The 26,681-nt window shown below is 56.9% G+C and carries 30 protein-coding genes; 14 read left to right on the top strand and 16 right to left on the bottom strand.

The annotated features are described in order from the left end of the window. Window positions 1–7: 7 nt before the first annotated feature. Window positions 8–1,144, bottom strand: coding sequence for an MlaE family lipid ABC transporter permease subunit (locus ABJ076_RS13405; RefSeq protein ID WP_348189045.1), 1,137 nt, complete (start codon window positions 1,142–1,144; stop codon window positions 8–10). 170 nt (window positions 1,145–1,314) lie between these two features. Between ABJ076_RS13405 and ABJ076_RS13400 the strand changes: the two genes are divergently transcribed. The 4 genes from ABJ076_RS13400 (at window position 1,315) to ABJ076_RS13385 (ending at window position 5,472) form a co-directional block, all read left to right on the top strand. Continuing rightward, a complete protein-coding gene (locus ABJ076_RS13400; RefSeq protein ID WP_348189047.1) occupies window positions 1,315–1,830 on the top strand; it encodes an adenine phosphoribosyltransferase in 516 nt (171 codons plus the stop codon). 439 nt (window positions 1,831–2,269) lie between these two features. Beyond that, a complete protein-coding gene (locus ABJ076_RS13395; protein WP_348189049.1) occupies window positions 2,270–3,310 on the top strand; it encodes a PP2C family serine/threonine-protein phosphatase in 1,041 nt (346 codons plus the stop codon). A gap of 57 nt (window positions 3,311–3,367) precedes the next feature. After that, a complete protein-coding gene (locus ABJ076_RS13390) occupies window positions 3,368–4,390 on the top strand; it encodes a serine/threonine-protein kinase (protein WP_348189051.1) in 1,023 nt (340 codons plus the stop codon). After that, a complete protein-coding gene (locus tag ABJ076_RS13385; RefSeq protein ID WP_348189053.1) occupies window positions 4,390–5,472 on the top strand; it encodes a serine/threonine-protein kinase in 1,083 nt (360 codons plus the stop codon). The genes ABJ076_RS13390 and ABJ076_RS13385 overlap by 1 nt, the downstream gene beginning before the upstream one ends. Before the next feature lie 124 nt (window positions 5,473–5,596). Here the strand turns inward: ABJ076_RS13385 and gcvA (ABJ076_RS13380) are convergent, their stop codons facing one another. Next, entirely contained in the window at window positions 5,597–6,508 is a 912-nt protein-coding gene (gene gcvA, locus ABJ076_RS13380; RefSeq protein ID WP_348189055.1) for a transcriptional regulator GcvA, read from the bottom strand. A 193-nt stretch (window positions 6,509–6,701) separates the two neighbouring features. Here gcvA (ABJ076_RS13380) and ABJ076_RS13375 point away from each other — a divergent pair, with 193 nt between their 5' ends. Together ABJ076_RS13375 and ABJ076_RS13370 are read left to right on the top strand one after the other, a co-directional pair. Beyond that, window positions 6,702–6,986: a DUF1127 domain-containing protein gene (locus tag ABJ076_RS13375; protein ID WP_348189057.1), complete on the top strand. Its 285-nt coding sequence runs from the start codon at window positions 6,702–6,704 to the stop codon at window positions 6,984–6,986. After that, window positions 6,983–7,831, top strand: a complete 849-nt coding sequence (locus tag ABJ076_RS13370) for a DMT family transporter (RefSeq protein WP_348189059.1) — start codon at window positions 6,983–6,985, stop codon at window positions 7,829–7,831. Before ABJ076_RS13375 ends, ABJ076_RS13370 begins: the two co-directional genes overlap by 4 nt. Here the strand turns inward: ABJ076_RS13370 and ABJ076_RS13365 are convergent. Both ABJ076_RS13365 and ABJ076_RS13360 read right to left on the bottom strand, forming a co-directional pair. After that, complete coding sequence (locus ABJ076_RS13365; RefSeq protein WP_348189061.1) at window positions 7,815–8,615, bottom strand: phosphodiesterase; 801 nt, start codon at window positions 8,613–8,615, stop codon at window positions 7,815–7,817. The two genes, ABJ076_RS13370 and ABJ076_RS13365, sit on opposite strands and share 17 nt — an antisense overlap. A gap of 8 nt (window positions 8,616–8,623) precedes the next feature. After that, window positions 8,624–9,169: a GNAT family N-acetyltransferase gene (locus tag ABJ076_RS13360; RefSeq protein ID WP_348189063.1), complete on the bottom strand. Its 546-nt coding sequence runs from the start codon at window positions 9,167–9,169 to the stop codon at window positions 8,624–8,626. Window positions 9,170–9,262: 93 nt separating this feature from the next. Here ABJ076_RS13360 and gcvA (ABJ076_RS13355) point away from each other — a divergent pair, with 93 nt between their 5' ends. Further along, window positions 9,263–10,150, top strand: coding sequence for a transcriptional regulator GcvA (gene gcvA / locus ABJ076_RS13355; RefSeq protein ID WP_348189065.1), 888 nt, complete (start codon window positions 9,263–9,265; stop codon window positions 10,148–10,150). Between the two features lie 60 nt (window positions 10,151–10,210). On the opposite strand, the gene ABJ076_RS13350 is transcribed toward gcvA (ABJ076_RS13355), so the two are convergent. The 4 genes from ABJ076_RS13350 to ABJ076_RS13335 all read right to left on the bottom strand — a co-directional run bounded on the left by ABJ076_RS13350 (window position 10,211) and on the right by ABJ076_RS13335 (window position 13,168). Continuing rightward, window positions 10,211–11,437, bottom strand: coding sequence for a bifunctional alpha/beta hydrolase/OsmC family protein (locus tag ABJ076_RS13350; protein WP_348189067.1), 1,227 nt, complete (start codon window positions 11,435–11,437; stop codon window positions 10,211–10,213). 181 nt (window positions 11,438–11,618) lie between these two features. Next, entirely contained in the window at window positions 11,619–12,248 is a 630-nt protein-coding gene (locus ABJ076_RS13345) for a DNA-3-methyladenine glycosylase I (protein ID WP_348189069.1), read from the bottom strand. Between the two features lie 13 nt (window positions 12,249–12,261). Further along, window positions 12,262–12,549 carry a hypothetical protein gene (locus ABJ076_RS13340; RefSeq protein ID WP_348189071.1) on the bottom strand — a complete coding sequence of 96 codons (288 nt, stop codon included), beginning with the start codon at window positions 12,547–12,549 and terminating at the stop codon, window positions 12,262–12,264. Window positions 12,550–12,565: 16 nt separating this feature from the next. After that, window positions 12,566–13,168, bottom strand: coding sequence for a TetR/AcrR family transcriptional regulator (locus ABJ076_RS13335; RefSeq protein WP_348189073.1), 603 nt, complete (start codon window positions 13,166–13,168; stop codon window positions 12,566–12,568). Between the two features lie 232 nt (window positions 13,169–13,400). Between ABJ076_RS13335 and ABJ076_RS13330 the strand changes: the two genes are divergently transcribed. From ABJ076_RS13330 to ABJ076_RS13315, 4 genes are read left to right on the top strand one after another with little or no spacing between them, the layout of a single operon-like run. Continuing rightward, window positions 13,401–13,850, top strand: a complete 450-nt coding sequence (locus tag ABJ076_RS13330; RefSeq protein WP_348189075.1) for a hypothetical protein — start codon at window positions 13,401–13,403, stop codon at window positions 13,848–13,850. Next, window positions 13,847–14,440: a GNAT family N-acetyltransferase gene (locus tag ABJ076_RS13325; RefSeq protein ID WP_348189077.1), complete on the top strand. Its 594-nt coding sequence runs from the start codon at window positions 13,847–13,849 to the stop codon at window positions 14,438–14,440. The genes ABJ076_RS13330 and ABJ076_RS13325 overlap by 4 nt, the downstream gene beginning before the upstream one ends. 24 nt (window positions 14,441–14,464) lie before the next feature. Next, complete coding sequence (locus ABJ076_RS13320; RefSeq protein WP_348189079.1) at window positions 14,465–14,611, top strand: isopentenyl transferase family protein; 147 nt, start codon at window positions 14,465–14,467, stop codon at window positions 14,609–14,611. Between the two features lie 18 nt (window positions 14,612–14,629). Beyond that, a complete protein-coding gene (locus ABJ076_RS13315; protein ID WP_348189081.1) occupies window positions 14,630–14,986 on the top strand; it encodes a hypothetical protein in 357 nt (118 codons plus the stop codon). Between the two features lie 5 nt (window positions 14,987–14,991). Here the strand turns inward: ABJ076_RS13315 and ABJ076_RS13310 are convergent, their stop codons facing one another. Further along, on the bottom strand, window positions 14,992–15,945 hold the full coding sequence (locus ABJ076_RS13310; protein WP_348189083.1) for a GlxA family transcriptional regulator: 954 nt from the start codon (window positions 15,943–15,945) through the stop codon (window positions 14,992–14,994). An 82-nt stretch (window positions 15,946–16,027) separates the two neighbouring features. Between ABJ076_RS13310 and ABJ076_RS13305 the strand changes: the two genes are divergently transcribed. Next, entirely contained in the window at window positions 16,028–16,693 is a 666-nt protein-coding gene (locus ABJ076_RS13305; protein WP_348189085.1) for a DJ-1/PfpI family protein, read from the top strand. A gap of 72 nt (window positions 16,694–16,765) precedes the next feature. Here the strand turns inward: ABJ076_RS13305 and serA are convergent, their stop codons facing one another. Further along, a complete protein-coding gene (gene serA, locus ABJ076_RS13300) occupies window positions 16,766–18,343 on the bottom strand; it encodes a phosphoglycerate dehydrogenase (RefSeq protein ID WP_348189087.1) in 1,578 nt (525 codons plus the stop codon). A gap of 99 nt (window positions 18,344–18,442) precedes the next feature. Next, window positions 18,443–19,606: a phosphoserine transaminase gene (locus ABJ076_RS13295; RefSeq protein ID WP_348189089.1), complete on the bottom strand. Its 1,164-nt coding sequence runs from the start codon at window positions 19,604–19,606 to the stop codon at window positions 18,443–18,445. 613 nt (window positions 19,607–20,219) lie between these two features. Here ABJ076_RS13295 and ABJ076_RS13290 point away from each other — a divergent pair. Further along, on the top strand, window positions 20,220–20,726 hold the full coding sequence (locus ABJ076_RS13290; protein ID WP_348189091.1) for a hypothetical protein: 507 nt from the start codon (window positions 20,220–20,222) through the stop codon (window positions 20,724–20,726). A gap of 184 nt (window positions 20,727–20,910) precedes the next feature. Here the strand turns inward: ABJ076_RS13290 and ABJ076_RS13285 are convergent, their stop codons facing one another. The 3 genes from ABJ076_RS13285 to ABJ076_RS13275 all read right to left on the bottom strand — a co-directional run bounded on the left by ABJ076_RS13285 (window position 20,911) and on the right by ABJ076_RS13275 (window position 23,170). Next, entirely contained in the window at window positions 20,911–21,225 is a 315-nt protein-coding gene (locus ABJ076_RS13285) for a hypothetical protein (RefSeq protein ID WP_348189093.1), read from the bottom strand. A 200-nt stretch (window positions 21,226–21,425) separates the two neighbouring features. Next, window positions 21,426–22,115, bottom strand: coding sequence for a hypothetical protein (locus ABJ076_RS13280; protein WP_348189095.1), 690 nt, complete (start codon window positions 22,113–22,115; stop codon window positions 21,426–21,428). Window positions 22,116–22,195: 80 nt separating this feature from the next. Next, on the bottom strand, window positions 22,196–23,170 hold the full coding sequence (locus ABJ076_RS13275; protein WP_348189097.1) for a glutathione S-transferase family protein: 975 nt from the start codon (window positions 23,168–23,170) through the stop codon (window positions 22,196–22,198). A gap of 130 nt (window positions 23,171–23,300) precedes the next feature. On the opposite strand from ABJ076_RS13275, the gene ABJ076_RS13270 reads away from it, so the two are divergent. Beyond that, a complete protein-coding gene (locus ABJ076_RS13270; RefSeq protein WP_348189099.1) occupies window positions 23,301–23,972 on the top strand; it encodes a Fe2+-dependent dioxygenase in 672 nt (223 codons plus the stop codon). Between the two features lie 11 nt (window positions 23,973–23,983). Here ABJ076_RS13270 and ABJ076_RS13265 read toward each other — a convergent pair whose 3' ends face one another. Beyond that, window positions 23,984–24,574, bottom strand: coding sequence for an NUDIX hydrolase (locus tag ABJ076_RS13265; protein WP_348189101.1), 591 nt, complete (start codon window positions 24,572–24,574; stop codon window positions 23,984–23,986). A gap of 85 nt (window positions 24,575–24,659) precedes the next feature. Further along, on the bottom strand, window positions 24,660–26,516 hold the full coding sequence (mdoH, locus tag ABJ076_RS13260; RefSeq protein WP_348189103.1) for a glucans biosynthesis glucosyltransferase MdoH: 1,857 nt from the start codon (window positions 26,514–26,516) through the stop codon (window positions 24,660–24,662). Window positions 26,517–26,681: the final 165 nt, after the last annotated feature.

Below are 26,681 nucleotides of genomic sequence, written 5' to 3'. Positions count from 1 at the left end.
CCACGGTTTAGATCCCCACTTCGGCAAAGAAAACAGCGAACAACGCATCCAGCACGATCACGATAAAAATGGATTCAACCACGGATTTTGTGGTGCGGAAGCCGACACTCTCGGCACTGCCTGAAACCTTCAGGCCCTGATGACAACCGACAACCGCGATGACATAGGCGAAGACCGGTGCTTTCAGCATGCCGGTACCGAAATCCCAGAAATCGACAGCGCCCTTGAGCTGTGTCAGGAACTGCTGGATCGTCAGATCCAGCGAAACGACGGCAATCATGGCACCGCCCGCCAGCCCGGCGATATTGCCGATAAAGACAAGAATCGGCAGGGCGATGAACAGCGCGATCAGGCGCGGAATCACCAGCACGTCGACCGGCGACAGGCCAAGTGTCTCCAGCGCATCCACCTCCTGGTTTACCTTCATGGTGCCGATCTGGGCGGTAAAGGCGCTGCCGGACCGGCCGGCGACAATGATCGCTGTCAGCAGCACGCCGATCTCACGCAACACCGAAATGCCGACAAGATTGACAGTCAGAATCGCCGCGCCGAACCGTTCAAGCTGCAAAGAGCCCATATAGGCCAGCACCACACCGACAAGGAAACAGAGCAGCGAGACGATACCGACGGCATTGAGACCGACATGTTCGAGCTGACTGACAAGCGCGACAAAGCGGAGCTTCGTGCGGCCCGTCAATAAAGACAGCAGCGAGACGATGGTCAGGCCGAAAAAGCCGAACAGATCGCGCCCGACATGGGCCATGTCGAACATCGCCTTCCCGGCCCGGGCGGCAATGACGACCAAAGGGTTCGGCCGATCTTCGTCCGTCGGCACGTCCGAGTCAGGAATGAAGGCTTTTTCAAGCAGCGCTGAATATTCCGCCCGCAAGCCGTCCAGCCGCACCTCAATACCGCGTCCGGAGAATGCCTCAGACGTTCGGCGCAGAGCCCAGGCTCCGGCACTGTCAAGCGCGGTGACCCCGGCAGCATCGATCACCACCTTACGCGGGGAGGCTTTCACAGCTTGCCGGAACTGCCGGTCCAATCGTGCGACCTCTTCGATTGTGAGCGGCCCGGCAATGCCGATCCTGAGTTCGCCACTTGCTTCCGTAATCGAAAGCGAGGCTTCAGCTGCAGCCGCCACGTCTAGCTCCCCCCAGTCCAAGGACATCGGCGCTCGGCCGGCCGGCTCCGTAATTATATTCACTCACATCCCATGCGCCTGAAATCGCGTACATTTCATAAGATACTGGAATTAATTGCAACTCTCACCTATCAAGGCCGCTGCTTAACAGACGCCACGGGAATCCGAGCATGGACCTCAAGAAACATATCCGCGAAGTGCCCGATTTTCCGAAGCCGGGCATCCTATTCTACGATGTCTCGACCCTGCTCGCCCATCCGGCGGCATGGAAAGAAACCGTGGACCAGCTAAAATCCGTCGTCGATGGCTACAAGCCGGACGTGCTGGCTGGCATCGAGTCCCGCGGCTTCCTCGTGGCCGCCCCGCTCGCCCTGGAACTCGGCCTCGGTTTCCACATGGTCCGCAAGAAGGGCAAGCTGCCTGGCAAGACCATTCCCTATACCTATGATCTGGAATACGGCAGCGACACGATCGAGGTCCAGGACGGCGCAATCGAGCCGGGCCAACGCGTGGTCATCCTGGACGACCTGCTGGCCACCGGCGGCACGCTTGCCGCCGCCATTGAGCTTGTCCGCAAGGTCGGCGGCGAAGTCACCGGCGCCGCCAGCATCATGGAACTCACCTTCCTGAAGGGCCGCGACCGGCTCGACATCCCCTTCACATCCCTGATCGCCTACGACGACTGAGGGGCTCCCCGCCCCACATCGTCATCCCGGCCAAAGAGCCGGGACCTAGATGATCATAAAACCGCACACGTCTTCCATGGATCCCGGATCGGGGCCCAGGATGACGGCTTGATTCGACGCCGTAAAAACGTAGGGCATCCTATCAGCTAACTCAAAGGCAGGTGGAGGGCATAATGTAAGCCAAGAGGCGGGCGTTGGTCGCTGACCACCGGCCCTCTTCAGCCTACCAAAGGCCTAGAAGGCATCTAAGCCCACTTGGCGGAGCTCTGAAATTCTGCAAGGATTTCGACACTTACTGCCTCAATGGACTATAACTAACTTGAAGCGACGATAGCTGTTGCATTCCAAAACGTTCACGTTGGTGCTGAGTAGACATGTCTTTTTTCCGACCACACGTCGTGCATATAATTGAGAAATTGGCACAAAAAAGAAGAACAACATGTTAGCAGAAAGACTTGGAATCTGGTTTGAAGCTCCTCCTAAAGATGCCTCATTCTCGAAGACAAATTCGACAACAGATTTCTTTTGCTTGAATTCTAACTTAGGACTTAAGCGAAATGAAAACCAAGACCGGACGGCTGCTTTGTACGTCAATTCAGGCGGAAACTTAAAGCAATCGTTTTATTGTTTTGTTCTTTGCGACGGCATGGGGGGAATGAAGAACGGTTCTGCAGCTGCATCTGTCTCCGTCAGCACTTTTATTGAATCTCTAATAGTTTGTCGGAACGACCCTCCAGAGCAAAGACTCCAAATATCCGCATTGGCCGCAAATGATGCCGTTAAGAAAAGAAACGGTGGGGGCTCGACACTATCTGCCGTATTGATATCTGAAAATAAGATTTTCTCTCTTAACGTTGGAGATAGCCGTATTTATTCAAAGTCGACAAATGGTGTCGTTAAGAGACACACAAAAGACGACAACCTAAAAGAATTTGCGGGAGGCGAAGACGAGAGACTTCTACAGTTCATTGGTATGGGAGATGGACTACGCCCTCACATCAACACCCTAGAAAATGATTTTGATCTACTTTTCCTGACTTCTGATGGAGTGCATTCCTTAGATACAAATGTATTTGATAAACTTGTTCAAAATTCACATTCTTCTACTGAATTGTGCAGCCGGCTTGTATCAACCTCTGTTTGGACAGGAGGGCATGACAATGCGTCTGTGATTGGAGTTTCAAAATCAATAACTGAAAATCTCAAGCCTGAACGTCAGGGGCCGGAAATCGCAGTATGGAACAATAGTTCTGAGATGCAAATTGTTTGGGCCGATCGCGAACAAAAAAAGCCTCTTTCCGGAGACAACACACTTGACGCCAAACCTCCCGTTGCGGAACATCAAGATCCTGATTTCGACCTGACAGAAAATGACGATCTAGGTTTAGAGGGAGGACAAGATAATAGAAAAACCCCTCCAAAAAATAAAAATAAAACCAAGAACAAAGAGCCTAAAGACTCATTTGGTGATTTTGGATAAGTAATGATCATTAGTTCACGATATGAGATTTCAGGGGACGATCCCTTCCGCGGAGGAATGAGTGAAGTCCGCAAAGGAAAAGATTTACACTTAGATCGAGATGTCGCTTTAAAGTGCCTGCAGCCATTTCAAGACCCGCAACGAATTATTGATGAGCAGACAGCACTTCAAGAAGTCACATCAAAACATGTAGTGCAATTGTTGGATATAGTTCAAGAAAAACTTGACTCTGTTAATAGAACATTTTTGGTCATCGAATATATAGATGGTGCTGACCTTCAAGAATTTACATTTGAATACAATGAAGAATATTTGATCATGCTCTGGCAAATTGCGTCAGGGCTATCGCAAATTCATAGTTTTTCTGTAATTCACAGAGATATCAAGCCAGGAAATATCCGGATCGATCAAGAAGGCGTCGCGAAAATTTTTGACTTCGGACTAGCCAGACAGCAAGGAGTAAACAATAAGACGCAGAATGCTATGGGTACTCCACTCTATATTGCTCCGGAAATGTTTGGTGATAGCACTATTAATTTCACGATTTCTGCCGACGTTTTTTCTTTTGGGGTCATGGCGTTGACGCTATTGAAAAGGCAGCCACCGACTTGGGTCAGTCAACTTCCCAGAAGCATTCCCGTGGGGGCCGTTGCGGCCCATATTCCAGAATTTCCCGCATCGATAGCTGACATTATACAAAGGTGCTTGTCGGAAACGCCAGATAGAAGACCCTCGATGCATGATGTCTGTTCCGCAATATCTAAGATCTTGTTGAAAGACAAACACACAGCCCAATTAGTCTTGGCCGGTTCGGTCAGCAACATCGACAAAGACCGCCGAGAGGGTTTTCCAAAGGTCGTCATCACGACATCTCAAGAAGTAGTAAGTGGCCTTAAAATTCGCTACGACGGTTACGATTTCATCGTTGTTGAAAATATCGGAGATGTTGTAGCAAACAATCTTCCTATTAAACCTGGCGCTAAGCTTGCACCTTCATGTGTCATCGCCTTCCCACGCACTGGCAGCACTCAACCGTATTTCGCCACATTCAACGTTAATCAGCCGGAGGTCTTAATATAATGGATATCGGCGATATTCTTTCGGATCGTTATGAAATATTCGAAAGAATTGGCCAAGGAGGTATGCAGGAGGTCTTCAAAGCGACAGATGGCGTTATTGGAAAAATAGTAGCCGTCAAAACTCCACTAGAAGGACAGACACACCGCCGTTTTAAGCAGAGTGCTATTCTCGCAGCCAAGGTCAACAACCACGGCACAGCTAAAACGTTGGATTATTTTGAAGAGAATGAGCGGCCCTTCCTTGTTGAGGAGTTTGTTGACGGGCAAACACTCGACAAAGCAATAATCGATTTTGCAGGCTACATTGACCCTCCATTAGCGGCAATTTTGTTTGGAAAGCTAGCCAAAGGCATCGGAGCGTCCCATCACGTAGGTGTAGTACACCGCGACCTCAAACCATCCAACGTTATGGTTACAGGAGGCTTCGCACTTGATGCTGTAAAAATTACGGACTTCGGAATCGCCACACTTGCCAAAGAGATTGTTGACCAAGAGTTTGAAGAGAATGCCGATATTACTAAGTCCACATCAGGCACTGTCAAAGGCGCCATTCCGTTTATGGCGCCAGAAATGTTGTTCCGGAAACAGGGTCAGTCTATCGATGCACCTGCAGATATCTGGTCACTGGGATGCATGATTTTTTATGCGTGTACTGGTAAGCACCCTTTTGGCGTCGGAATGGATGCGGTATTGGCGATTGGTAACGGTGATCGACTAGACTGGCCAAATTTTATGATCTCTAACCCTCAATTCAAGCCTGTGGCTGAAGCTCTCCAAGCGCTAGTTGAACAGTGTCTCACACCAACTCCTGCGAACCGACCAACAGCAACCGATTTGGCACTAGAACTCTCGAAATTATGTGTCTTTTCTAGCCCGCGCTTCAGCGGACATATTCACTTCAAATCGAGCCCCACAGTGTTCTTCATCACTAACGACCATGGTGGGCAAACTATGCTCCATAGAGACAGTGTTTATGGTCCAAATCGACCAGCAGAAGGAAAGCGGGTGGTCTTCTCATCGTCTCCCGGCAGTCCACAACAGCGAGCTTTTCCAGTCTTAGTGCAGCGCACTGAAGCCGTTTAGAGCGTGTTTAAGAGAATTGGAGTTGGGGGAGTTATGGGAGCAGGGGCGTAATCGCGGGAAAACTGAGCTCCCTACTCCATGGGTCCCGCATCAAGTGCGGGATGACGGTGCAGGTGTGGGAACCTCACTCCCCGTTCACCTTTCTCCCTTCCTCCATTAGCCAATCGCGAAACGCAGCGATCTTTGGTGTATCGGCACGATCCTTCGCGCTCAGCAGATAGAAAGCGAAGGTCAGCGGCGTACTAAGGCCTGGATCGAAGGGACGCACGAGACGGCCCGCCGCAAGGTGATCAGCCACCAGTAATTCCCCCACCAGAGCGACACCTTGTCCATCGACCGCTGACTGAACAGCCATGCTCTCCATGCTGAAGCGCGGCCCCCGGGCCGGATCAATATTCTGCAAGCCCGCGGCCAGAAGCCACATGCGCCAACTCGCCTCGGCCTCGATCCAGTCAATATGCAGCAGGGTATGGTGACGCAGATCCTCGGGCATGCGTAACGGGTGTTCGCCGTCCAGCAGTGCCGGGCTGCAAACCGGTGTGTTGACCTGACCGAATAACCGGTCGACCCGAACGCCTTCGTATCCGCCGGGGCCATACCGCACCGCCACATCGACATCATCGCGGACCAGATCAACCAGGCGGTCGGTTCCGTCGATGCGAACTTCGATGTCCGGGTGTCGGCTGCGGAACCTCTCCAGTCTGGGAAGTAACCACATACCTCCAAACGAAGGGCTGACGCTGATCGTCAGGACCCCGCTCTCGCAATGGGTACGCATCTGTTCCACCGCCTGAGCCAGCTTGTCAAAGCCCTGCCCCAGTGTCGGCAAGGCAACCTGCCCCGCCTCAGTGAGCCGAAGCGCCCGGGTCAGGCGCCAGAACAAAGGCACCCCAAGCATCTCCTCAAGCGATTTGACCTGATGACTGATTGCGGCCGGCGTGACGTTCAACTCGGCAGCCGCCTTTGTGAAGCTGAGGTGCCGCCCAGCCGCCTCGAAAGCCCTGAGAGCATTAAGCGGCGGTTGCGGTCGCCCCATGACTCATACCCAAATTTTTCTAATACATAAATCGAGATCTTCTCGTTTGTCGGTAGCAATAATACTCAATATTTTCTCAAAAATACAACAAACGCCGCGCCTCCCCGACAGGAGCGGAAGATGAAATCATCAAATAAATCTCTTCCATAAAAAAATCGACGGCCGGTGAAATCTTAAGCCGTTGGAGGACATCATGCACCTACGCCACCAGCACCCCGAACCCGCTTGCGACTTCCAGCAACCGCGCCTCGATCAGCTCGGGCACCCGATTTTTGGAAGCGTGTCACGGCTCATCCGGGCCGCGAATTCAGCCATGCGCCGGGGGCTCCACAAGATCGCCCGCGAGCGACTACGGCGCGCCAGAATCAAGGAACTACAGGGCCTGACGGACCACCAACTTCTGGATATCGGTGTAGAGCGCTCCGAAATTGCCGCGACGGTCGAGAAAGTACTCGAACGCAAAGTGTATCCCCGATGAGCCACGCCTCACGGGCCGAATATTTTGTCGGCGTTGCACTCCTTGTTACAGCGGCAACGACCTACAGCACGGCAGGTCTGTTCACGAAAGGCGTGGAAGCCGGGTCATGGGAGGTTATTTTCTGGCGAGGCGTTTTCGCCGCCGGTTTCACGACGGCCTGGACTATAAAGAGGCGGGCGCTGCGGGCCAACTTCATCGGCATTGGAACCAGTGGCTGGACGGTGGCGATTGTCGGCGCGCTGGGTACGGCGGCCTTTATTCCAGCGTTCAAGCTCACGTCGATCGCCAATGTCGCGTTGATCTATGCAACATCTCCGCTCATCGCCGCCGCGCTCGCCTGGGTCATGATCGGCGAAAAGGCCTCGACGAAAACTGTGGCCGGGTGTGTGGGCGCGCTGCTCGGGGTCGGGATCATTGTGTCAGGATCGCTCGGCACCGTCAGTCTGCTCGGCGATTTTCTGGCTCTCTGCATGACGGGTGCCATGGCCTCGATCATGGTCATTTACCGGAAATGGCCGAAAACACCCGGAGCGGGCCCGGCCGCCCTGCAATCGATACTCCTGCTGCCTTTTGCGGCGATGTTCGGCGACCCATTCGACACAGCGCCCGAGGAAATCTTCATTCTCGCCGCATTCGGGCTGATATTCGCCATCGCTTCCGTCGCCCTTGCAGAAGGCGCCAAACGGCTCCCCTCGGGTCAGACGGCCCTTCTGAGCAGCCTGGAAACCCCGCTCGCACCGATTTTCGCGTTCTTCCTGTTCTCGGAAGTTCCAGCGATTGCGACGGTCCTCGGAGGTTCGGTCGTGCTTTTCGCGGTTCTGTTCTCGATCAGGAGGGGCACCTGATCGCTTGCTCCGTCCAAGGCCGCTCTACTTCTTCGAAATGCACAACCACGCTGTCACTAGAGGTCATGACGACACCGTATCCCGGCGTCTCGAAACTTACTGACGCTACATCCTGCGTGGTGAAATCCAGTGCGATCTGATGGCTGGTGCCGCGCACCCCGGAAAAAGGCACGCCATGCCACGAGCCGGCAATCGCGCGATGCAGATGGCCGACAAACAGGTGTCGAATGCGCGGCAGATCTGGGTGCAGCACGTCCAGCAGGCGTCCCGCATCCTGCAGGCGTATCTGATCCATACGCGATAGCCCGGCACAGAATGGCGGATGATGCAGGAAGAGGAAAATTGGCGCATCCCGCACTTCTTCAATACGCTGCCGCAGCCAGTCAAGCCGTTCGCGGCATAGACGCCCCTCAGCCCGTCCGGGCTCACTCGTATCCATAAAGACAAGCCGGCCGATCTCAACGTCGATCACATGCTGCACGAAACCGGCGCCATCACGGGGTGCATCGGGAAAGACAGACTGGAAAACATTCCGGTCATCATGATTGCCCATCATCAGATGGACGGGCATCGGCATTCTGGAAAGATGGTCCCGCGCCGCCTCATAGGCCTGTGCGTCCCCGGAATGAGTCAGATCCCCCGAGACCACGCAAAAGGCCGCATCGGCATGTTTTCGGAGAACGTCCGTGACGCAGAGCGAGAGTTGTTCTGCCGGGTCAAGACCATGCAATACCGTGCCGGGCCGAACCAGATGCAGGTCCGAAAGATGCAGAAATTTCAGCATACTATCAGTCAGGAATGCGCCACGACAGGCTTGCTCATGATGACACTTCGATAGTTGGTATGCTCCCATTGTGTGTGCTCGATGAAGCGATATCCGAGGCGCGTGTACCAATCGACGAGATGCGTCGCCGGTTCAGCCGTATCCAGCGCAATTTCAACCGCACCCGACGCGGCAGCCTGTTTTTCGGCGACAGTCATGAGGCGTCGTCCGAGGCCATTCGCCTGCAATGTGGGCTCAACCGCGAACTGGCCAATAGAAGCCACACCTGGACGGTCGTACCAGGGGCACCCCTTTGTTTGCACGGCCTTCTTGAAGACAATCGTTCCCTTGATGATGCCATCCACGACGGCAACAAAGCAGTTCCCTTCTGCCACGCGTTGCCGGGTGACATCGTCGTCCTGATGCGTTGCCCTATAGCGCAGTCCCATATCGGCAAGAGAGCCATAGGCGCGATGCAGCAGTTTCGTCAGTTCGGAAATGGAATCAGTTTCCGCAAAAGGACGGACGGCTATGGCGTGAGGAGCGTCTGTCTTGGTAATTTCGGTAACAGGCATTTCTGACCTCGTGTGCGTTATCCTCGTATTTTCCAGAGCCGGTCGCTATACACAAACGAGATTTTTTCCATTTCGTGTGAGGTTTACTCACGGATGTTTCGCCGCCTTCCGCCACTCAATGCTGTCCGAGCTTTCGAAGCTTCGGCGCGCCTGAAGAGCTTCACCGCTGCCGCCGGGGAGCTCGGCGTCACCCACGGCGCCATCAGCCGTCAGGTTCGCAATCTAGAAGGCTGGTTCGGCTTCGCTCTCTTCCTGCGATCCAACCGGAAAGTCACGCTGACCACGGAAGGCCAGGAATATCTGGATGAGGTGAGCGCCGTCCTCGACAAGCTCTCTGTCGCGACGGAGCGGTTGACGGGTCCAAGGGGCGTTAAGGTATTGCGCGTCTGCGCACCCGAAACCTTTTCCGTACGCTGGCTGATACCAAGGCTCTCGGCCCTTGCGCGCGCCCACCCGAATATCGAGATCCGGCTGCGCCCCATGGTGACGCTGGATGAACATTTGACGGACTCGTTCGACGTTGTAATCCGCCGGGGCGAAATGGAGCGCCCCGGCTTCAAAAGCACCCCGTTTCTGCGGGAGACCTGCACTCCCGTCATAAGCCCCCGGCTGCTTCAGCAGGTACCGCTGGATACGCCGCGTGCGCTGCGAAACCACACCTTGCTAAACGCGGAATCGCTCGACCATCTATGGCCTTCATGGCTTCGGAGCGTGGGGTTAAACGCGCGTAAAGCCTCTCGCAATCTGCGCTTTCAAAGCCTGAATTATGCACTTCAGGCCGCAGTCGAAGGTCTTGGTGTGGCCATGGGACCATCCGCAATCGTCGCCGACGACATCGCCTCCGGCCGATTGGTAACCCCTTTATCCGAACATACGTTGACCATGGGGGATTTTCACATCCTTACGGCGGCCAACATTTCAAGCCACGATCCAGCCTATATATTTCGCCGATGGTTGATTGAGGGACAGCCTCAGGAATGACGCCTGGAGGGTGTGTCGGCAGCGGCGTGCGAAGCGGCAAGCGCCTCCCTCACCTCACCATCACGCGGCATCGACCATTTCTGTCTCGATCCTAATCTCCGAATGCAGGGTCCGGTGGACCGGGCACTTGTCTGCAATCTCCAGAAGCTTTTGCCGCTGCTCCGCATCGAGTGGTCCCTCGATAATGATCTCGCGGCTGATCTTGTCAATCTTCCCGGCCTGCGTTTCACAGGAAGAGCAGTCATCGGCGTGAATTTTACTGTGTCGAAGCCGGGTCTCCAGACGGTCAATGTGCCAGCCCTTGCGTTCGGCATAGAGCGACAATGTCATATTGGTGCATGCACCGAGGCCGGCCAACAGGAAGTCATAGGGCGCAGGGCCACTATTATCACCGCCGACATTTCGGGGTTCGTCCGCCCGTAATCGGTGCCCCGCCGCAAGAATGGTTTGCGGGAATTTCCCTTCCCCCAGATGCGCGACCACGACCTCTCCCTCGCGCGCCGCGATCTGCAGTGGCGCCTCTTCCGGAACGAGACGGCCCGCCCATGCGGCAATCACCGAGGCAACATAATCGGCATCGGCGGCTCTGGTGAGCAAATGGTCCGCCTTGTCGAGGGAGACGAAGCTCTTCGGATGTTTGGCAGCGGCGAATATCCGGCCCGCATTCTCGATACCGACGGTCATGTCCAGGGGCGCATGGAAGATCAGCAGGTCCCGTTTCAGGTTCCCGACCCGCTCCTCAAGGTCGTGTGTCTTGAGATCGTCGATGAACGACTTCCGGATCCGGAAGCTCCGGCCGGCGAGCGACACATCCGCCTCTCCGTCCCGCTCGATCACATCAAGATCCGCACCGAAATTATGCACGACATGTTCCGGGTCCGCCGGCGCCCCAATGGTGGCAATCCCCTTGACCTCCGGGATATGAGAGGCCGCCGACAGAACCGCGGCGCCGCCAAGTGAGTGACCGATCAACAGTGCAGGCGCCATCCCTTCACCACGCATCCAGTCCGCCGCCGCGACGAGGTCCTGAATGTTCGACGCGAAAGTCGTATTCGCGAACTCCCCTTCGCTGTGCCCGAGGCCGGTAAAGTCGAACCGCAGCACGGCGAGCCCCTGTGCAGCCAACCCACCCGCGATCTGGCGCGCGGCGGCAATATCCTTCGAGCAGGTGAAGCAATGGGCAAACAGCGCATACCCGCGCGACTTGCCGACCGGCAGATCAAGACGCGCCGCCAAAGTGTCACCATCCGCACCGGGAAAACTGACTCTACTGGTCTCGATCGACATCGGTTGCCTCTCCATAAAAATCACGGTCTGGACGCACGCTTGCCGTTCATGACATCAAGACCACCGGCGTGCGCATTGACATATGCCGGGCATCAGGCGTGAGACTTCATATCTGCGCGAGCGCAGCATATTTACAACCGCAGCGGCTCTATACCTGTGCTGTAGCCCTCCGGGTCCTGCTTCACGTGCCGGTTGGCGACATCCGTGTAGGGCGCTCGAAAAGCGCTCGCTCCGCCATTGCCCGCTCCCACACGATACATGTCTCGATGTGATCGTTGATCAGTCCCATGGCCTGCATGAAGGCATAGACCGTGGTCGGGCCAACGAATTTCCAGCCTCGCTTTTTCAGCTCCTTGGAGAGCGCGATTGAGCTTGCCGAGGTTGAGGCGGTTTGCGGGGGCGCACACTCGGCCCTGCCTGGCTCATAGCTCCAGAAGAAAGCTGCGAGGGAGCCTTCCCGCGCGACCATCTCCAGTGCCCGACCCGCGTTATTGATCACCGCCTCTATCTTGCCGCGATGGCGGACGATACCCGCATCGCCAAGCAGCCTTTCGACGTCCTTTTCCGTGAATGCCGCGATCTCCGCGAACTCGAAATTCTTGAAAGCGGCCCTGAAGTTCTCCCGCTTTACCAGAATGGTGCGCCAACTCAGGCCGGACTGGAAGCTTTCGAGACAGAGTTTCTCGAACAGCCGACGGTCATCAGCGACTGGAAATCCCCATTCGGCGTCGTGATAGGGCAGGAATTCCGGTGCACCGCCGCACCAGCGGCAGCGCGGTTTGCCGTCCGGCGCAATGAAGGTTTCGCTCATGCTGCTGGTCTCCTCAAGCGGTGAGGAAATCTAGGCGCTTGTCGGTCATGGCCGGTGCGATTTCGATGATTTCGGGACGGACTACGTCTTCGGCAACGAACGGATCATCGGCCAGCCGTGCCTCCAGCGCCCCCCGGTCGATATTATGAACGAGGATACCACCGCCCGCACCCGGCGGCAGGCCACCGGCCAGCAGAAAAACGCCATCCTCGAAACCTCGTTTCAACCAGGCTTTGTGCTTGTCCATGAAATCACCAGCGCGGTCTTTCTGTGCGGAGAACTTAAGCAAGACGACAAACATCGGATCGATCTCCCGATTAATTCTGATCTGTGGAGGAAGGGGCGGAAGCGTCCCGCGCGGTTTCAGCCGCCAGCCAGGCGCACATGGACGCGACTTCGCGCTCGACAAAAGCCGGGTCCCGATAGGCGGCGGAGAGTGTGGCGACGCCTTGGCTGCGCACAAGCAGATGCATGGCGAGCGCGTCAGCATCAGCCTCCCGGCCAAGCCGTTCAAACTGCCGTCGGAGCCAGACCCGAAACAGGGTGAAAATCCGAGCCGCCTCGTCTTGGGCCCCATGGTTGAGCTTGGCAAGCTCAGTGCTGAGAGAGCCGACAGGGCAACCGAACTGTTCGATTTTGTCCCGGTTGCGGATCAGGATCTGGATAAAGTTGCGAATGCGCTCCTCCGGATCTTCCCCGGCAACTTCCCAATCCTGAAGCATCTCTGAGGTGTTCGCCATACGGCGCGCGATCACGGCCTCCAGCAAATCGTCCTTGGCCTTGAAGTGGTAATAGAAATTACCCCGAGAGATACCGACCGCAGCGGCGATATCGGCGAAAGATGTCGCCTCGAAACCCTGCCGGTAGAACAGATCGTCCGCCGTTTGGACAATAAAATCACGTGTCTTCTGCCCGCTCACAAAAGTTGCTCCCGCACGCCGTCAGGCAGTGAAAAATATTTAGGACAAACGTCCGAATAAAATAAATAGGACGAATGACCTAATCGCGTCAAGCCGTCGATTGCGTGGCGCAGCATTGATATCGAACACTACTGACATCCTGCTGTCAGCAGGTCCTGCTTATGGTCGCTCCGGACATAGCAACAAGAGAGAAGAGTGATGTTTGAACGCGTTATGAATTCGGGGGCAGCACATGGCTGAGACAGACATTATCAATAAGGGTTTCGACACAAGGCCGATCGACATGCAACCGATGTGGCAGATCATGTTTCAGGCGCCGGAAGAGGATATCGACCGGATCTTCGAAGCGATCACCGGGGTTACGCCCCTGCCCCAGGGAAGGACAGACAGAAACGGATATCGCGCGCCGGCCGGGGTCGAATATTACCGTCCTCGCGAAGGCGCCCCGACCGGACCTGAAGATGACACCCGCCACCGCCCGAACGTGGATGAAATGCGTTTCTTTATCCCGAGGGACACGAATATCCTGAACGAAGTGATCGAGGCGATCTACGCTGTGCATAGCTATTACGAGCCGGTCATCACCGTGACCGAAGTTCTGCGCAGTCAAAGCAAAGGCCTCGACGACAAGGACAATCCGCACCGCTGGTGGAACAAGGGCGGCGACTGGCAAACGCAATGAGCGAAAGCGCTTCGAAGACTGGAACAGGTTTCGATATCCGGCCAGCAGATTGGTGCGGCTTCGAAGCCGTCATGGGCGAGAAAGGCGGCTGTGGCGGGTGCTGGTGCATGCTCTGGCGATTGCCGAAGAAAGACATGGATGCAGGTATGGGCGACGGCAACCGCTTGGCTATGAAATCACTGTTCGACAGCGGACATGTACCTGGCCTCGTCGCTTGGCACGCCGGCGAAGCAGTTGGCTGGATTCAGGTCGATGAAAGAAGCGCCTTTCCACGTCTTGATTCTTCCCGCGTGCTGAAGCCTCTTGATGATCAGCCTGTCTGGAGCGTTTCCTGCTTCCTTGTCGACAAACGGTTCCGCAAGAAGCGCCTGTCAGTAAAGTTGCTTGAAGCCGCATGCCGTCTCGCCAGAGACCGGGGCGCGACAATTCTTGAAGGCTATCCCGTCGACAGTCCCAAGAAGAGCTATCCTGCGGTCTATGCCTGGACCGGGTTCATCGGAGCGTTCCGCGATGCCGGCTTCGAAGAAGTCGCGCGGCGCTCCGAAACACGGCCGATCATGCGAAAACGGCTGAACGAGATCGATGAGTGATTTTCGAGCCGGAGGATAAAAGTCATGAACCGCGTGCTCATCCTCGGCTGCCCGGGCGCCGGTAAATCAACTGCGGCAAGGAGCCTCGCGAAAATCACCGGGCTGCCGGTTATTCATCTGGACCGGCATTACTGGGAACCCGGATGGGTGCGTCCGGGCCCGGATGAATGACGCGCGAAAGTCCGGGAATTGGCAAACAGGCCGCGCTGGATCATGGACGGCAATTACGGCGGATCGCTGGATCTTCGCCTTCCAGCTGCTGACACGCTCATACACCTGGATTTCGGCACACCGGTTTGCTTCACCCGTGCGTTGCGTCGCGCAATAACCGGGATGGGCACTCTGCGCGGCGAAGAGTTTGGCGAGGGCTGTCCCGAGCGGCTGGACTGGGCTTTCTTGCGCTTCGTTCTGACCTATCGGCGCAGTCACAGGCAAGGGGACCTTGACCGAATGTCCATGTTCACCGGAGACCTGCTGCGGTTCGCCTCACCGAAACAGCTTCAGATGCATCTGAGCGATTTGAGTAATTACCGACAGATAGACTGAGCGGATTACACAAATCGCTCTCGATATTCTTGTGGGCTGGAGCCGAGGCGGCGCCGGAAGATGCGGCGCATGGTTTCCTCCGTCCCGAATCCGCTATGTCGGGCGACGCGCGAGATATGGCCGTTCTGCTCGAGCAGGCGCCGGGCAGTTTCCAGCCGCATGTCCTCAAGCGCGCTTGCCGGGGTACGGCCCGTTGCGGCCCGGTAATGCCGGGAGAAACTCCTGACGCTCATTCCCGCCCGGGCGGCGAGGTCGTCGACGGAGAGACGATGCTGCAGGTTTTGCTGCATCCATGCATGCAGCTCGTCGAAACGGCCGGCTTCCCCCTGCAGCGTAAGCGCAGTGCTGAATTGCGACTGACCACCGGGGCGCTTCAGAAACACCACCAACTGGCGGGCCACGCTCAATGCCATGTCCCGTCCAAGATCGGCTTCTACCATAGCCAGCGCCAGATCGATCCCTGCCGTCACTCCGGCCGAGGTCCAGACATCGTCATCGCGCACAAAGATCGGATCCATCTCCAGACGAACCTTGGGAAAGCGCAAGGTGAATTCCTCACAGCGCTGCCAATGCGTCACCGCCCGGCGGCCATCGAGCAATCCGGTGGTCGCAAGTAGAAACGCGCCGCTGCAGACCGATGCCGCCCGGACTGCCGAGCGGGCCCGATCGCGCACCCACGCCACCAGCTCCGCATCCTCGCAGGCAACATTGACGCCCACACCTCCGGCAACGATGAATGTATCGAGCGGCCGATCAGGCGGTCCTAGCGGCTCCACCGCAATCGACAGGCCGGCACTGGTTCTCACATCCGATCCGCGCCCAACGACAACAAGCGCATAAGGTGCCTTGGCACCATCCGACCGCGCCAGGTCATTCGCCGTGGAAAACACCTGCAACGGACCCGCAATATCCAGCAATAGGCAGTCCGGAAATCCCAGTATTTCGATCTGGCGAGTCATTTTGGCCTAATTCGTTGGATCTTTGGCAGTACGGCCAGAATAATTGGCTTTAGGCTCCCCACAGTCAACCAGGAGCACTCACATGACGGTCAAAATCGGTCTTTTACTGTTTCCCAACGTTCAGTTACTCGACTTCGTCGGTCCTTTTGAAATTTTCAAAGCCACGCGCGACACGGAAACATTTCTAATCGGGGAAGATAAGGAGGCCATTGCCGCCTCCTGCGGCCTCCCTTTGCAGCCTACAGTCTCATTCGATGACTGCCCGCAGCTCGACGTGATCTGCGTGCCGGGTGGCGGCGGGGTTAACCCGCTATTGCGCGATGAGGCCACGCTATCCTTCATCCGCCGTCAGGCCGAGGGCGCACGCTATGTCACGTCTGTCTGCACCGGCTCGCTCCTGCTCGGCGCAGCGGGATTGTTGAAAGACAAGAAGGCCACGTCTCACTGGTCTGCTGTCGATTATCTGGAAAAATTCGGTGCCACTTACACACCGGGACGTGTTGTGCGCGACGGCAATCTCATTACAGCCGGCGGCATCACCTCGGGCATTGATTTCGGACTGGTTATGATCGCCGAACTGTTCGGCCAGGAAGAAGCAGAGGCCGTCCAATTGATGATGGAGTACGCCCCACAACCGCCATTCAACAGCGGAACGCCCGAGGATGCGCCCGCAGCGGTCAGAGCTTTGATCGAGCAGCGCATAGCCGGCTCGCGGAAAATTCGGGAACAGATCTTCGCTGAAATGTGAGGTGCCCGAACTTGTCATCCCCTCACACGAGGGGATGACAATGCTGGAGTGAAATGAAGGTGACCGTGTTGCCTAGAAGTCCAGCGCATCAACCCGTGCGACGTTTGGCAATGCCTTGACCGCATTCAGCAAATCCTCACCGACCGCGCTGTCGACCTCGACAAGGGCTACTGCCTCACCGCCCTCTTCCCGGCGGCCAAGATGGAAAGTAGCGATATTGACCCCGGCATCGCCAAGGGCGGAACCCAGCGAGCCGATGAAACCTGGCTTGTCGTAATTGCGGACATAGAGCATGTGCGCGCCGAACTCAGCCTCGATGGAAATGCCCTGCACGTCGACCAGGCGCGGCAGGTTTTCCGCAAACAACGTTCCCGCGACCGACCGGGTCCGGTCTCCCGTCTCGACGGTGACCCGCAGCATGGTCTGGTAATCGCAGGGCCGGTCATGCTTGATCGTCGTCACGGCGATTCCGCGCGCCTGCGCTTCCGCCGGGGCACTGACCATATTGACCGAGGTCAGCGTCGGCTTGAGCACGCCCGTAAGGGCGGCCGCCACAACTGGGGCTGGGTTGATTTCAGCCGCCAGTCCTTCGAACTCGATGGAGATCGACTTGATTGCACTGCCGATCACCTGGCCGGAAAACGCGCCGAGATTTTCGGCCAACTTCATATATGGCTTGAGCAGCGGCGCTTCTTCCGCCGTGACAGACGGCATGTTGACAGCATTGGTCACAGCCCCCGTCAGCAGATAGTCGGACATCTGCTCGGCGACCTGCAAGGCCACCTTCTCCTGCGCTTCACTGGTGGACGCGCCGAGATGCGGGGTAGCGATGAAGTTCGGTGCGCTGAAAAGCACGTTCTCCTTCGCCGGCTCCTCGACGAACACGTCGAAGGCAGCCCCTGCAACGTGACCGGTTTCCAAGGCACCCCGCAGGGCAACCTCGTCCACCAGACCTCCACGCGCACAATTGATGATCCGAACGCCCGCCTTCATCTTCTGGATTGCGCCAGCATCTATGATATTCCGGGTCGCATCCGTCATAGGCGTGTGCAGGGTGATGATGTCCGCCTCGGCGAAGAGCTGATCGAGCTCGACCTTGGTAACGCCGAGCTGTGCAGCCCGTTCGTCGCTCAGATAAGGGTCATACGCGGCGACGCGCATTTTCAGGCCGCGCGCCCGCTCAGCAACGATAGCGCCAATATTGCCGCACCCGATCAGGCCAAGGCGCTTGCCGGTCAGCTCGACGCCCATGAACTTGGACTTCTCCCACTTGCCTTCCTGGGTGGAGCGGTCGGCAGCCGGGATCTGGCGGGCCAGTGCGAACATCATTGCGATGGCGTGTTCCGCCGTGGTGATGGCATTGCCGAATGGCGTGTTCATCACCACGACACCGGCGGCCGTTGCGGCGACGGTATCGACATTGTCGACACCAATCCCGGCCCGGCCAACCACCTTGAGGTTCGGGGCCTTGGCCAAAACCTCTTTTGTCACTTTAGTCGCGGACCGGATGGCGAGGCCGTCATAGTCGGCAATGATCTCAAGTAATTCTTCCGGCGACAGACCCGGCTTGAAATCGGTTTCGAGACCACGCGCTCGGAAAATATCGACGGCGGCGGGGCTCAGTTTGTCGGAAATAAGGACTTTGGGCACGGCATGCTCCTCGTGCGCTCGTAACGTAGCGCTGTATAGGTAAATTTCTGGGCAATGCATGGAAAGACGCTCCCGGCCTGTTGCCGGGAGCATTTTCGATCAGGCAGCCTTGGAGTTGGACTGCTTCACTTGGGCATAAGCCCAGTCGAGCCATGGCAGCAGAGCTTCCATATCGGAGGCTTCGACGGTCGCACCGCCCCAGAGCCGGAGACCGGCAGGCGCGTCACGATACCCGTTGATATCGAAAGCAACACCTTCAGCCTCAAGCAGAGCGTCGATCTGTTTCATAGCCGCCCGCTGCTCGTCCTCGGACAAGCCGTCGAACCACGGATCGGACGCGGAAATGCAGATGGAGGTGCTGGAACGCACCGCCTGATCGGTGGCGAGGAAGCCCGCCCAGTCGCTTTTTTCGACCCAGGCAGAGACCGCGGCCAGATTGGCTTCGGAGCGGGCGATCATTCCCTTCAGGCCGCCGATCTGTTCCGCCCATTTCAGCGCGTCGAGAACATCTTCGACCGCGAGCATGGAAGGCGTGTTGATGGTCTCGCCCTTGAAGATGCCTTCGATCAGCTTGCCGCCCTTCGTCAGGCGGAAGATCTTCGGCATCGGCCAGGCCGGAGCATAGCTTTCCAGCCGCTCAACAGCGCTCGGGCTGAGGATCAGCATGCCGTGCGCCCCCTCACCGCCCAGCACTTTCTGCCAGGAATAGGTGGTGACATCGAGCTTATCCCACGGCAGATCCATGGCGAAGGCGGCCGAGGTCGCGTCACACAGCGTCAGGCCTTCACGGTCGTCCGCGATCCAGTCGCCGTTCGGCACCCGGACGCCAGAGGTCGTGCCGTTGAAGGTGAACACGGTGTCGCGCTTGGGATTGGTCGCGGATAGGTCTGCGATCTGGCCATAATCAGCCTCAAGCACACGGACATCCTCAAGCTTAAGCTGCTTGACCACATCCGTCACCCAGCCGGAACCAAAGCTTTCCCAGGCCAGCAGATCCACACCACGGGCACCGAGCATGGACCACATGGCCATCTCGAAAGCGCCGGTATCGGACGCGGGCACGATGCCGATGCGATAATCATCCGGCACACCCAAAAGAGCGCGGGTCCGGTCTATGACTTCCTTGAGTTTTGATTTTCCGATCTTGGATCGGTGAGAACGCCCTAAAGCGGCGTCAGCAAGTGCAGCGGGGCCCCATCCGGGTCGCTTAGCGCAAGGTCCGGATGAGAACTGAGGCGCACGCGGGGTTACCGTCGGCTTCATCGTATCATCCTTAACATGTAACCACTCGTTGGGGAGTGGCGGCCCGCCGCGAACGCTATGGATTTCGCCGGGACTGTCAACCGAGGAATTGTTACCACCCAATGCTGCGGCGCAAAAAAGAAAAAGCCATTCCCGGTTCGGTTGAGGCGGCAAAGCGACCAACTCCCCCCCTCTAGAACCCAGATTATTACAGTCAAAATTGGTTCAAATGACTTCAATTCGTTGCAAATTAATCACATCCCATATGGGAAACCGGCTCGTTCCAAATCGAAATCAATTTTGCCCAATGAATGGGTTGCACCGCAGAAATTCACAACATATATTGTGCACTGCAATACGGACTGCCCAGCCGTATTGTTTACTTCTTGGGCGTTTCCTCCCTTAACTCGGGCCGCTGTAAAGCGGCCCTTTTTTCTTGCCTATAGGTCAGATATGACCGGCAGAAATCGCCTGTCCTAGCAAGGTTTCAGCCATTCCAAAATCTATCTGGGTAAAATTTTATTCATACAAATCAATAGTATAAACACAGAAAACCTCTACCAAAATGTACTGGCCCAGCTCTTGCTCTTCTTGTTCGGACAATCAACGCAGCATCCGACAGCTGGAGCAAAAAATGGCAGACATCGATTACCGCACCTGGCCAGCCCATGGCTCAAACATTGAGCCATCCGACGACCACTGGATGACACCAGCCGGGCGCTTTAACCACGGGTTTTCATCTGCCGACCAAGTCCATGGCGAAACAACGGCTGCAAACCAGAACATCGGGGCACCTGCCTTCTCACTGGCCGATCATCTCCCGGAAGTTATCGTCGAAGCTGTCGCCGAATGGGCGACTCACCTTCAGCACCAGACCTGGCGCTTGCGCCGGCGCGCCCTCTCACGCTTCGCCGAGGCCTTTGCCGATCAGTTCGTCGCACTAAACCCGTCCCTGAACGACGAGGAATACGAGAGCCTTATCGATATCGGTTACACTTGCCTGCTTGAAAAACTGGATAGCGGGAACCCGATTGCCGATCTGGACCAGGCTCATTGCTACAAGCGTAGCGTCCATGATGAACACCGGTTCGCCGCCGATCTTTTCATCGAGATCAACCTTCCGACGGCGACCATCCACTAGTTCCCCCGCGCTGTCCCCTACGGCGCATCTCCCCAGCTATGGGCCGCAATCGCGGCCCATTTTTTTGCCGATTGCTCTTCTTCTCCTGTCAATTCAAGTCACAGACCTGATAACTGCGACACTTTTTTTTCAAAATGACGTCGGTGAAGCAGACTTGCGATGGTGAGGGTTTTCGAACATGTCGTCACACGGGCTTGGCGCCACTTTCTTCAAGCCACTGGCAAGCCTCGTCATAATCCGAAAACAAGCGTGTCACCTGACCATATCTGCTTTCGGAAACCGCCCGCCACAGCTTGAGGAGCATGAAATCAGCGTCCCTGAGAGCGAGGACAGCAATACGAACAGACCGTCGTTTTGGCGTCTGCTCCATAAAACTCAGCATCAATTTCATATCCTCGGCCGCGATGGCCGAGAGATCAGCCTCACGAAAATCCCACAGCGCATTTAATCCATCGGAATAGCCATCAACCAAGCGCATTTCTGCGATGGCTTCCACCATTGACGCACCTGTGACAACGTCGTGGCAGATGCCTTCGACAAACCGTCCGTTTGGTATTGTCCGGATTTCAAATCGCATACTGAGTTCACAACAAGGTGATGCCTGCGGCTTGAATAGCCGCAGGCATTGAGAAATTCAAACGCTCTTATTTGTTTACTAGGCGTCGAAATGCTTTTCCGGCGCCCGTCTGAAGTGCTGAGTTAACGGCGCTTCGACATGCCGGAAACAGAGATATCTCCGGCTTCAATCGCATCCCGCATGGCCTCGAATCCCTGCGACAATTCCTCGTACATTTCACGATAGAACTTAAGCTCGGTAATCTCCGCTTCCTGCAGGAATCCGTGACGCGGCGCGCCTGCATCGAGGAGCTTGGCGAAATAGCGGCCTCGCGCCTTCGCTGCCATCTGGGCGATGCCTTCGAGCTCGCCTGACGCGACCTCCATGACTGTTTCCTGGGTCAAATGCCGGTTCTGCTCATTCCTGTAACGATCAAGCTCGCGGGCATACTGCTGCGGATTGACTCGCATCGCGTTGTTTTTGCCGTGCAGCCAAGGGGCATTCTTGGCTGTCGACGGTCTCGCCTGCTGGGTCTGCTGGGCCTTTTGCGCCTGCTGAGCTGCCCGTTCGGCGGCAGCATTCGCATTGGCCGGACGCGGTGTTCGTGCAGGAGCTGCAACGGCTGCGCCGGGGCGATCCGCCCGTTCGGCGCGAAGCGGCTGTTTCACCACCGGAGCCGGCTGCTGCGCGGCCTTCGCGGGAAGCTTGGAAGCCGCTGACTTACCGCCCTGACCATCTTCAGGATACGGGTCCCAGTCGGCACCAGTGCCATTGCCCGAAAGATCCTTCAGGCGGGCACCCAGACCCGCTTTCAACGCCGATGTCAGGGACATATGCTGCTCCTCTCATTCTTGGGCCGGTACTGCACCGGCATCTCGAAGAGAGATAAAGCAAAGAGCGTGCCGGTTTCGGATCAGGCGGCCAGAAGACGGGCTCGGTCATGCGGCTGATTGAAATCGAGTACCGGTCCCTTCGGCACGATGCACTTGGGATTGAGACTCTTATGACTACCGAAATAGTGCTGCTTGATGTGCCGCATATTCACCGTTTCAGCCACGCCACCGATCTGGAAAAGTTCTCGCAAATAGTTGGAAAGGTTCGGGAAATCGGAGATCATCTGGCGATTACACTTGAAGTGTGTGAAATAGACCGCGTCGAACCTTACAAGCGTGACAAAGAGCCGCCAATCCGCTTCCGTAATCCGGTCGCCGACCAGATATCGGCTTCGGCCAAGCTTTTCCTCTAGGCTGTCCAGACGGGCAAACAATGCATCATATGCCTCCTCGTAGGCCTCCTGCGTCCCGGCAAATCCGTTCCGGTAAACTCCGTTATTGATGTCGTTATAGATGCCCTCGTTAACGGCGTCGATTTCAGTACGGAGCCCTTCGGGATAAAGATCCAGCGCGGCATCCACTCCCTCCAACCCATTAAACGCGCTGTTGAACATCCGGAGGATCTCGGAGGATTCATTGGAAACGATCGTGCTCTCCTTCTTGTCCCAGAGCACCGGCACTGTGACCCGGCCCGTATAGGTGGGGTCCGCCTTCACATAAACCTCCCGCATGAACCGGGCACCGTTTACCGGGTCGTTGATGCCATCCGGGTCGTCACCGAAAAACCATCCGTCGTCCCCCATAATCTGATCGACGACAGAGATGTCGATATGCGGCACAAGGCCTTTCAGGGACCGGGCGATCAGTGTGCGGTGCGCCCATGGGCAGGCATATGACACATACAGGTGATAGCGCCCGGACTCCGGAGCGAACCGAGCATCGGGGGCGTCTTCGACAGCATTGCGAAATGCCGAACTCTGACGCTGGAAGCGACCATTCTTCGTTTTCACACCCACATCGTCCGCCTGCCATTCGCCATCTACAAGCATGCCCATATCAGATATTCCCGCGCTTATTTCCGTCCACCCGATCTGGCGATCTGCAGCCATCACATCAAGGCTCGTATTTGGAAACGGTCCTGTTACCATGCGGGCCAATTACCATGCGGGAAGGGAAATTGGGGCCATGGTTGCGGTTATACGCGGGCTACTGAATAAGGATCAGGTGAAGACCATCGCGGCGAAGCTGTTTTCGGCGCAGTTCGTCGATGGGAGTTCGAGCGGCGGCCCGCTCGGCAAGGACATTAAGAAAAACACTCAAGTTCCGCCGAACAGCCCTCAATACCGCGAGATGGCGGACCTGGTTATGGGCGCGATAAAGACCAACGAGACCGTCGCCATCAAGGCCCTGCCCCGACGCATCCTGTCGCCGATCTTCGCCTCCTATATGACTGGCAACAAATATGGGGAGCATATCGATGCGGCGCTGATGGGGCCCTATCCGGGCATGCGCACGGACCTCTCAATCACCATTTTCCTGAACAAGCCGGATGCCTACGAAGGCGGTGAGTTGGTGCTGAGCACCGATTTTGGCGAGCAAGTCTATAAAGAAGAACCAGGCGACGCTGTGCTCTATCCGACGCACTACCTGCACCATGTGAACCCGGTAACGTCCGGACGGCGCCTGGCCATCGTGACCTGGATGGAAAGCTTGATTCCTGACCCGCTAAAACGGGAAGTGATCAGCGATCTTGCAGAAACTCAGGCGATCCTGACCAGCTCCGACATAGACAAAAAAGCTGTTCTGCTGCTCGAAAAGGGTCGCCTCAACCTTCTGCGCATGTGGGCACAGACCTGAGCCTATCACAGTTACGTATTGAAGTGCGTTACCAGCCCGGCCGGCAATATGCCGCGCCGGGCAAGCGCATCTGCTTTCAGCAGCATGGTCTGCGCAAACGCATCGACAATCTCGCCGCTTAGCGCCATTTCGACCGCCTCGCGCACCGGCAGCCGGCGCAGTTCAAGCCGCTCGCACGCTTCCGGTTCTGCCGTGCCCTCTTCCAGATCCCAGGCAAGAAAACCGATTGCCTGCTCATCCGTGATGGCGTTCGAGAGGTCCATGCGCAGGAGTTCCTGCCAGCCGGCGGCTTTCAGCCCCGTTTCCTCAAGCAACTCCCGCTCGGCAGAGCCTTGCGGGTCGTCGAAGGAGCCGCCGCCTTCCGGCAGCTCCCAGCTGTAATAGTCTCGCGGAAAACGCTGCTGGCCGACGAGCCATGTCATGCCTTCGTGATCTACCGGCAGGATGCCGACAGCCAGCGCCTTTACCCGAACGACGCCGTAGAGGCCCGGATTGCCGTTCGGATCGATCACATCGTGCTCGGTAACGCGGATCCATGGGTTGTCGTAGACATCCCGTTCTTCGACCACCTGCCAGACCGCATCGCCCTGCTGTTTCGTCATCGTCCGCCGCTTTCCATCTTATATGGGCGAACCCTAAGCGAGCGCAGGTCAGAACAAAAGAGCGGGCTTGACCGATCAAGTCCGATCAGGCCCGCTCCGGATCGGCCAGCGGGCGTACTGTCGGCGCCGCAGGACGGATGAGCGCGGGCTGAGGGACCGTAACCTGCACGTCTCGCAAGACCTCCGGAACCAGGTTTTCCTCAGGAACGGCACACACACCCAACCGGCGGAACAGGCGGCCGAGAAATGGCGTCGCGGTTACAACAGCAAACGGAACGGACAGCAGCAGGCCGGCGATTACGGGCGCCGCCCAGGGCAGAATGTGCGGTGCGACCATTGAAAGCACCGCCAGGAAGACCGCACCCAGTATTGTCTGCTGCCAGAGACCGCTCAGTGCTTCCCGTAGCGTCACCCGCCTGTCGTCCCGTTCCTGCGCGTCCCAGCGGATCCGCTTGCCGAAGAAGAGACCAAAGACGAAAACGGTCTGCGCCAGAGCGATAACCGGCGACAAAAGCAGTGAAAAAAGCGTCTCCAGCACGGTTCCGGCGGCAATCCTCAGGCCTCCGCCATAAGTCCTGCGCCCGGAGCGGCGGAGCGCCATATCCAGGATCCCGAAAAGCTTCGGCGCAAAAGTCATCCCCATGACGGTCGCGAACAGAGCCAAGCCAAAGCCGGGTGCCTCAATTGCCGGACCGGTCCCACCGATGGAATCCGCAGCGAGAGAAAGATCCGCCAACCCAAGCCCCATGAAGGCGTACCAGAGCGGCGCGCCGGTATACATCATTATGGCAAGCAGCAGTTGCAACCGCCCCATTGGCCGGACTCCCCGGATCAGGGAGGGGTGCCGAAGCAGTTTCAAATACTGCATATTGCCCTGGCACCAGCGTAGATCCCGGGTAAGAAAATCAGGCAGGGTGGTCGGGTTTTCCTCATAGCTGCCATCTTCCAGCGGTAGTACCCGGACTTCATAACCACCACGGCGCATAAACACAGCCTCGACCTGATCGTGACTCAGAATTTCGCCGCCGAGCGGGCGTGCCCCCGGCAGGGTTGGAAGCGCGCAGTTCCGCCGGAAGGCTTGCAGTCGCAATATGGCGTTATGCCCCCAATAGGGCCCGTCCGGTCCCTGCCACCAGGCGCTGCCCGTCGTGTAGGAGCGCATGCCGTGACGCATACCGAACTGGAACATCCGGGCGAAGGCACTGCTAGCCGGCATACCGGTCACAAGGGTCTGCAGAATACCGAGCGCGGGATTATGCTGCATGAGCCGGACCAGACGCAGGATCGCCGGGCCGGACATCACGCTGTCCGCATCCAGCACGATCATAAAGTCGAAACCGTCGCCCCAACGCTTACAGAAATCCTCGATATTGCCGACCTTCTGACCGGCATTATCCGTCCGTCGCCGGTAATGCAGCCGGTCCGGTCGGTCGTTTCCGTCCCGCCATGCCTCGAAAAGAGCTTGCTCGCGCTGCGCGATATCTGGATCGGTCGTGTCGCTCAAAAGGAATATATCGAAGGTGTCGGAGTGCCCGGTAGCATCCAGACTGTCGGTCACGGCTATCAAATTACCGACGACCAGATCCGGGCTTTCATTATGGACCGGCATGACGATCGCCGTCCTGCTGCCGAGCGCGGAAGTCTCATCTTCCAAGCCAGCGAGGCCGGTCACCGACCGCAGCCAGGCGCGATTGAAATGCAGCAGGGAAAAGCCGATCACGGCATTCCAGAACCCGATCACCATCCAAGGGGTGTTCAGGGCAAAGACGACAATCATCGCGATTTCTATGGCCCGGAGACCGTCTGACGCAAAAACGTAAGTGAGCGCTGACACAAGGGCGAGAATGGTGCTTGCAACCAACCCGAAGAAAAGAATACGCCGCGCGGTCATCCTCCGGCTGGAGACCGAAAACCCTGCCCCCATACGGTGTCCTACATCCATAGACCTTAGCCCCTTCGGCACTCTGCACTCGACGCGACTTCAACGGCGACCATGCCGCCGCCCGCGCATTACCACCTACTCCATTGGACAAGGACGATGGCTTTTTTATGGTGGCGAGAAAGACATAACCTTCTTACCCACCGTATCAATGCAGACACTTGATCC

The organism is Nisaea sp. (assembly GCF_039990255.1).
Classification (GTDB): Bacteria; Pseudomonadota; Alphaproteobacteria; order Thalassobaculales; family Thalassobaculaceae; genus Nisaea.
Note: the sequence above shows the minus strand (reverse complement) of the source record. Positions and strands in the feature narration are given on the sequence as shown.

Coding starts and splice junctions, on each gene's coding strand:
- ABJ076_RS13400 (WP_348189047.1), top strand. CDS start 1,315: ATGGACCTCAAGAAACATATCCGCGAAGTGCCCGATTTTCCGAAGCCG.
- ABJ076_RS13395 (WP_348189049.1), top strand. CDS start 2,270: ATGTTAGCAGAAAGACTTGGAATCTGGTTTGAAGCTCCTCCTAAAGAT.
- ABJ076_RS13390 (WP_348189051.1), top strand. CDS start 3,368: ATGAGTGAAGTCCGCAAAGGAAAAGATTTACACTTAGATCGAGATGTC.
- ABJ076_RS13385 (WP_348189053.1), top strand. CDS start 4,390: ATGGATATCGGCGATATTCTTTCGGATCGTTATGAAATATTCGAAAGA.
- gcvA (WP_348189055.1), bottom strand. CDS start 6,508: ATGGGGCGACCGCAACCGCCGCTTAATGCTCTCAGGGCTTTCGAGGCG.
- ABJ076_RS13375 (WP_348189057.1), top strand. CDS start 6,702: ATGCACCTACGCCACCAGCACCCCGAACCCGCTTGCGACTTCCAGCAA.
- ABJ076_RS13370 (WP_348189059.1), top strand. CDS start 6,983: ATGAGCCACGCCTCACGGGCCGAATATTTTGTCGGCGTTGCACTCCTT.
- ABJ076_RS13365 (WP_348189061.1), bottom strand. CDS start 8,615: ATGCTGAAATTTCTGCATCTTTCGGACCTGCATCTGGTTCGGCCCGGC.
- ABJ076_RS13360 (WP_348189063.1), bottom strand. CDS start 9,169: ATGCCTGTTACCGAAATTACCAAGACAGACGCTCCTCACGCCATAGCC.
- gcvA (WP_348189065.1), top strand. CDS start 9,263: ATGTTTCGCCGCCTTCCGCCACTCAATGCTGTCCGAGCTTTCGAAGCT.
- ABJ076_RS13350 (WP_348189067.1), bottom strand. CDS start 11,437: ATGTCGATCGAGACCAGTAGAGTCAGTTTTCCCGGTGCGGATGGTGAC.
- ABJ076_RS13345 (WP_348189069.1), bottom strand. CDS start 12,248: ATGAGCGAAACCTTCATTGCGCCGGACGGCAAACCGCGCTGCCGCTGG.
- ABJ076_RS13340 (WP_348189071.1), bottom strand. CDS start 12,549: ATGTTTGTCGTCTTGCTTAAGTTCTCCGCACAGAAAGACCGCGCTGGT.
- ABJ076_RS13330 (WP_348189075.1), top strand. CDS start 13,401: ATGGCTGAGACAGACATTATCAATAAGGGTTTCGACACAAGGCCGATC.
- ABJ076_RS13325 (WP_348189077.1), top strand. CDS start 13,847: ATGAGCGAAAGCGCTTCGAAGACTGGAACAGGTTTCGATATCCGGCCA.
- ABJ076_RS13320 (WP_348189079.1), top strand. CDS start 14,465: ATGAACCGCGTGCTCATCCTCGGCTGCCCGGGCGCCGGTAAATCAACT.
- ABJ076_RS13310 (WP_348189083.1), bottom strand. CDS start 15,945: ATGACTCGCCAGATCGAAATACTGGGATTTCCGGACTGCCTATTGCTG.
- ABJ076_RS13305 (WP_348189085.1), top strand. CDS start 16,028: ATGACGGTCAAAATCGGTCTTTTACTGTTTCCCAACGTTCAGTTACTC.
- ABJ076_RS13295 (WP_348189089.1), bottom strand. CDS start 19,606: ATGAAGCCGACGGTAACCCCGCGTGCGCCTCAGTTCTCATCCGGACCT.
- ABJ076_RS13290 (WP_348189091.1), top strand. CDS start 20,220: ATGGCAGACATCGATTACCGCACCTGGCCAGCCCATGGCTCAAACATT.
- ABJ076_RS13285 (WP_348189093.1), bottom strand. CDS start 21,225: ATGGTGGAAGCCATCGCAGAAATGCGCTTGGTTGATGGCTATTCCGAT.
- ABJ076_RS13280 (WP_348189095.1), bottom strand. CDS start 22,115: ATGTCCCTGACATCGGCGTTGAAAGCGGGTCTGGGTGCCCGCCTGAAG.
- ABJ076_RS13275 (WP_348189097.1), bottom strand. CDS start 23,170: ATGGGCATGCTTGTAGATGGCGAATGGCAGGCGGACGATGTGGGTGTG.
- ABJ076_RS13270 (WP_348189099.1), top strand. CDS start 23,301: ATGGTTGCGGTTATACGCGGGCTACTGAATAAGGATCAGGTGAAGACC.
- ABJ076_RS13265 (WP_348189101.1), bottom strand. CDS start 24,574: ATGACGAAACAGCAGGGCGATGCGGTCTGGCAGGTGGTCGAAGAACGG.
- mdoH (WP_348189103.1), bottom strand. CDS start 26,516: ATGGATGTAGGACACCGTATGGGGGCAGGGTTTTCGGTCTCCAGCCGG.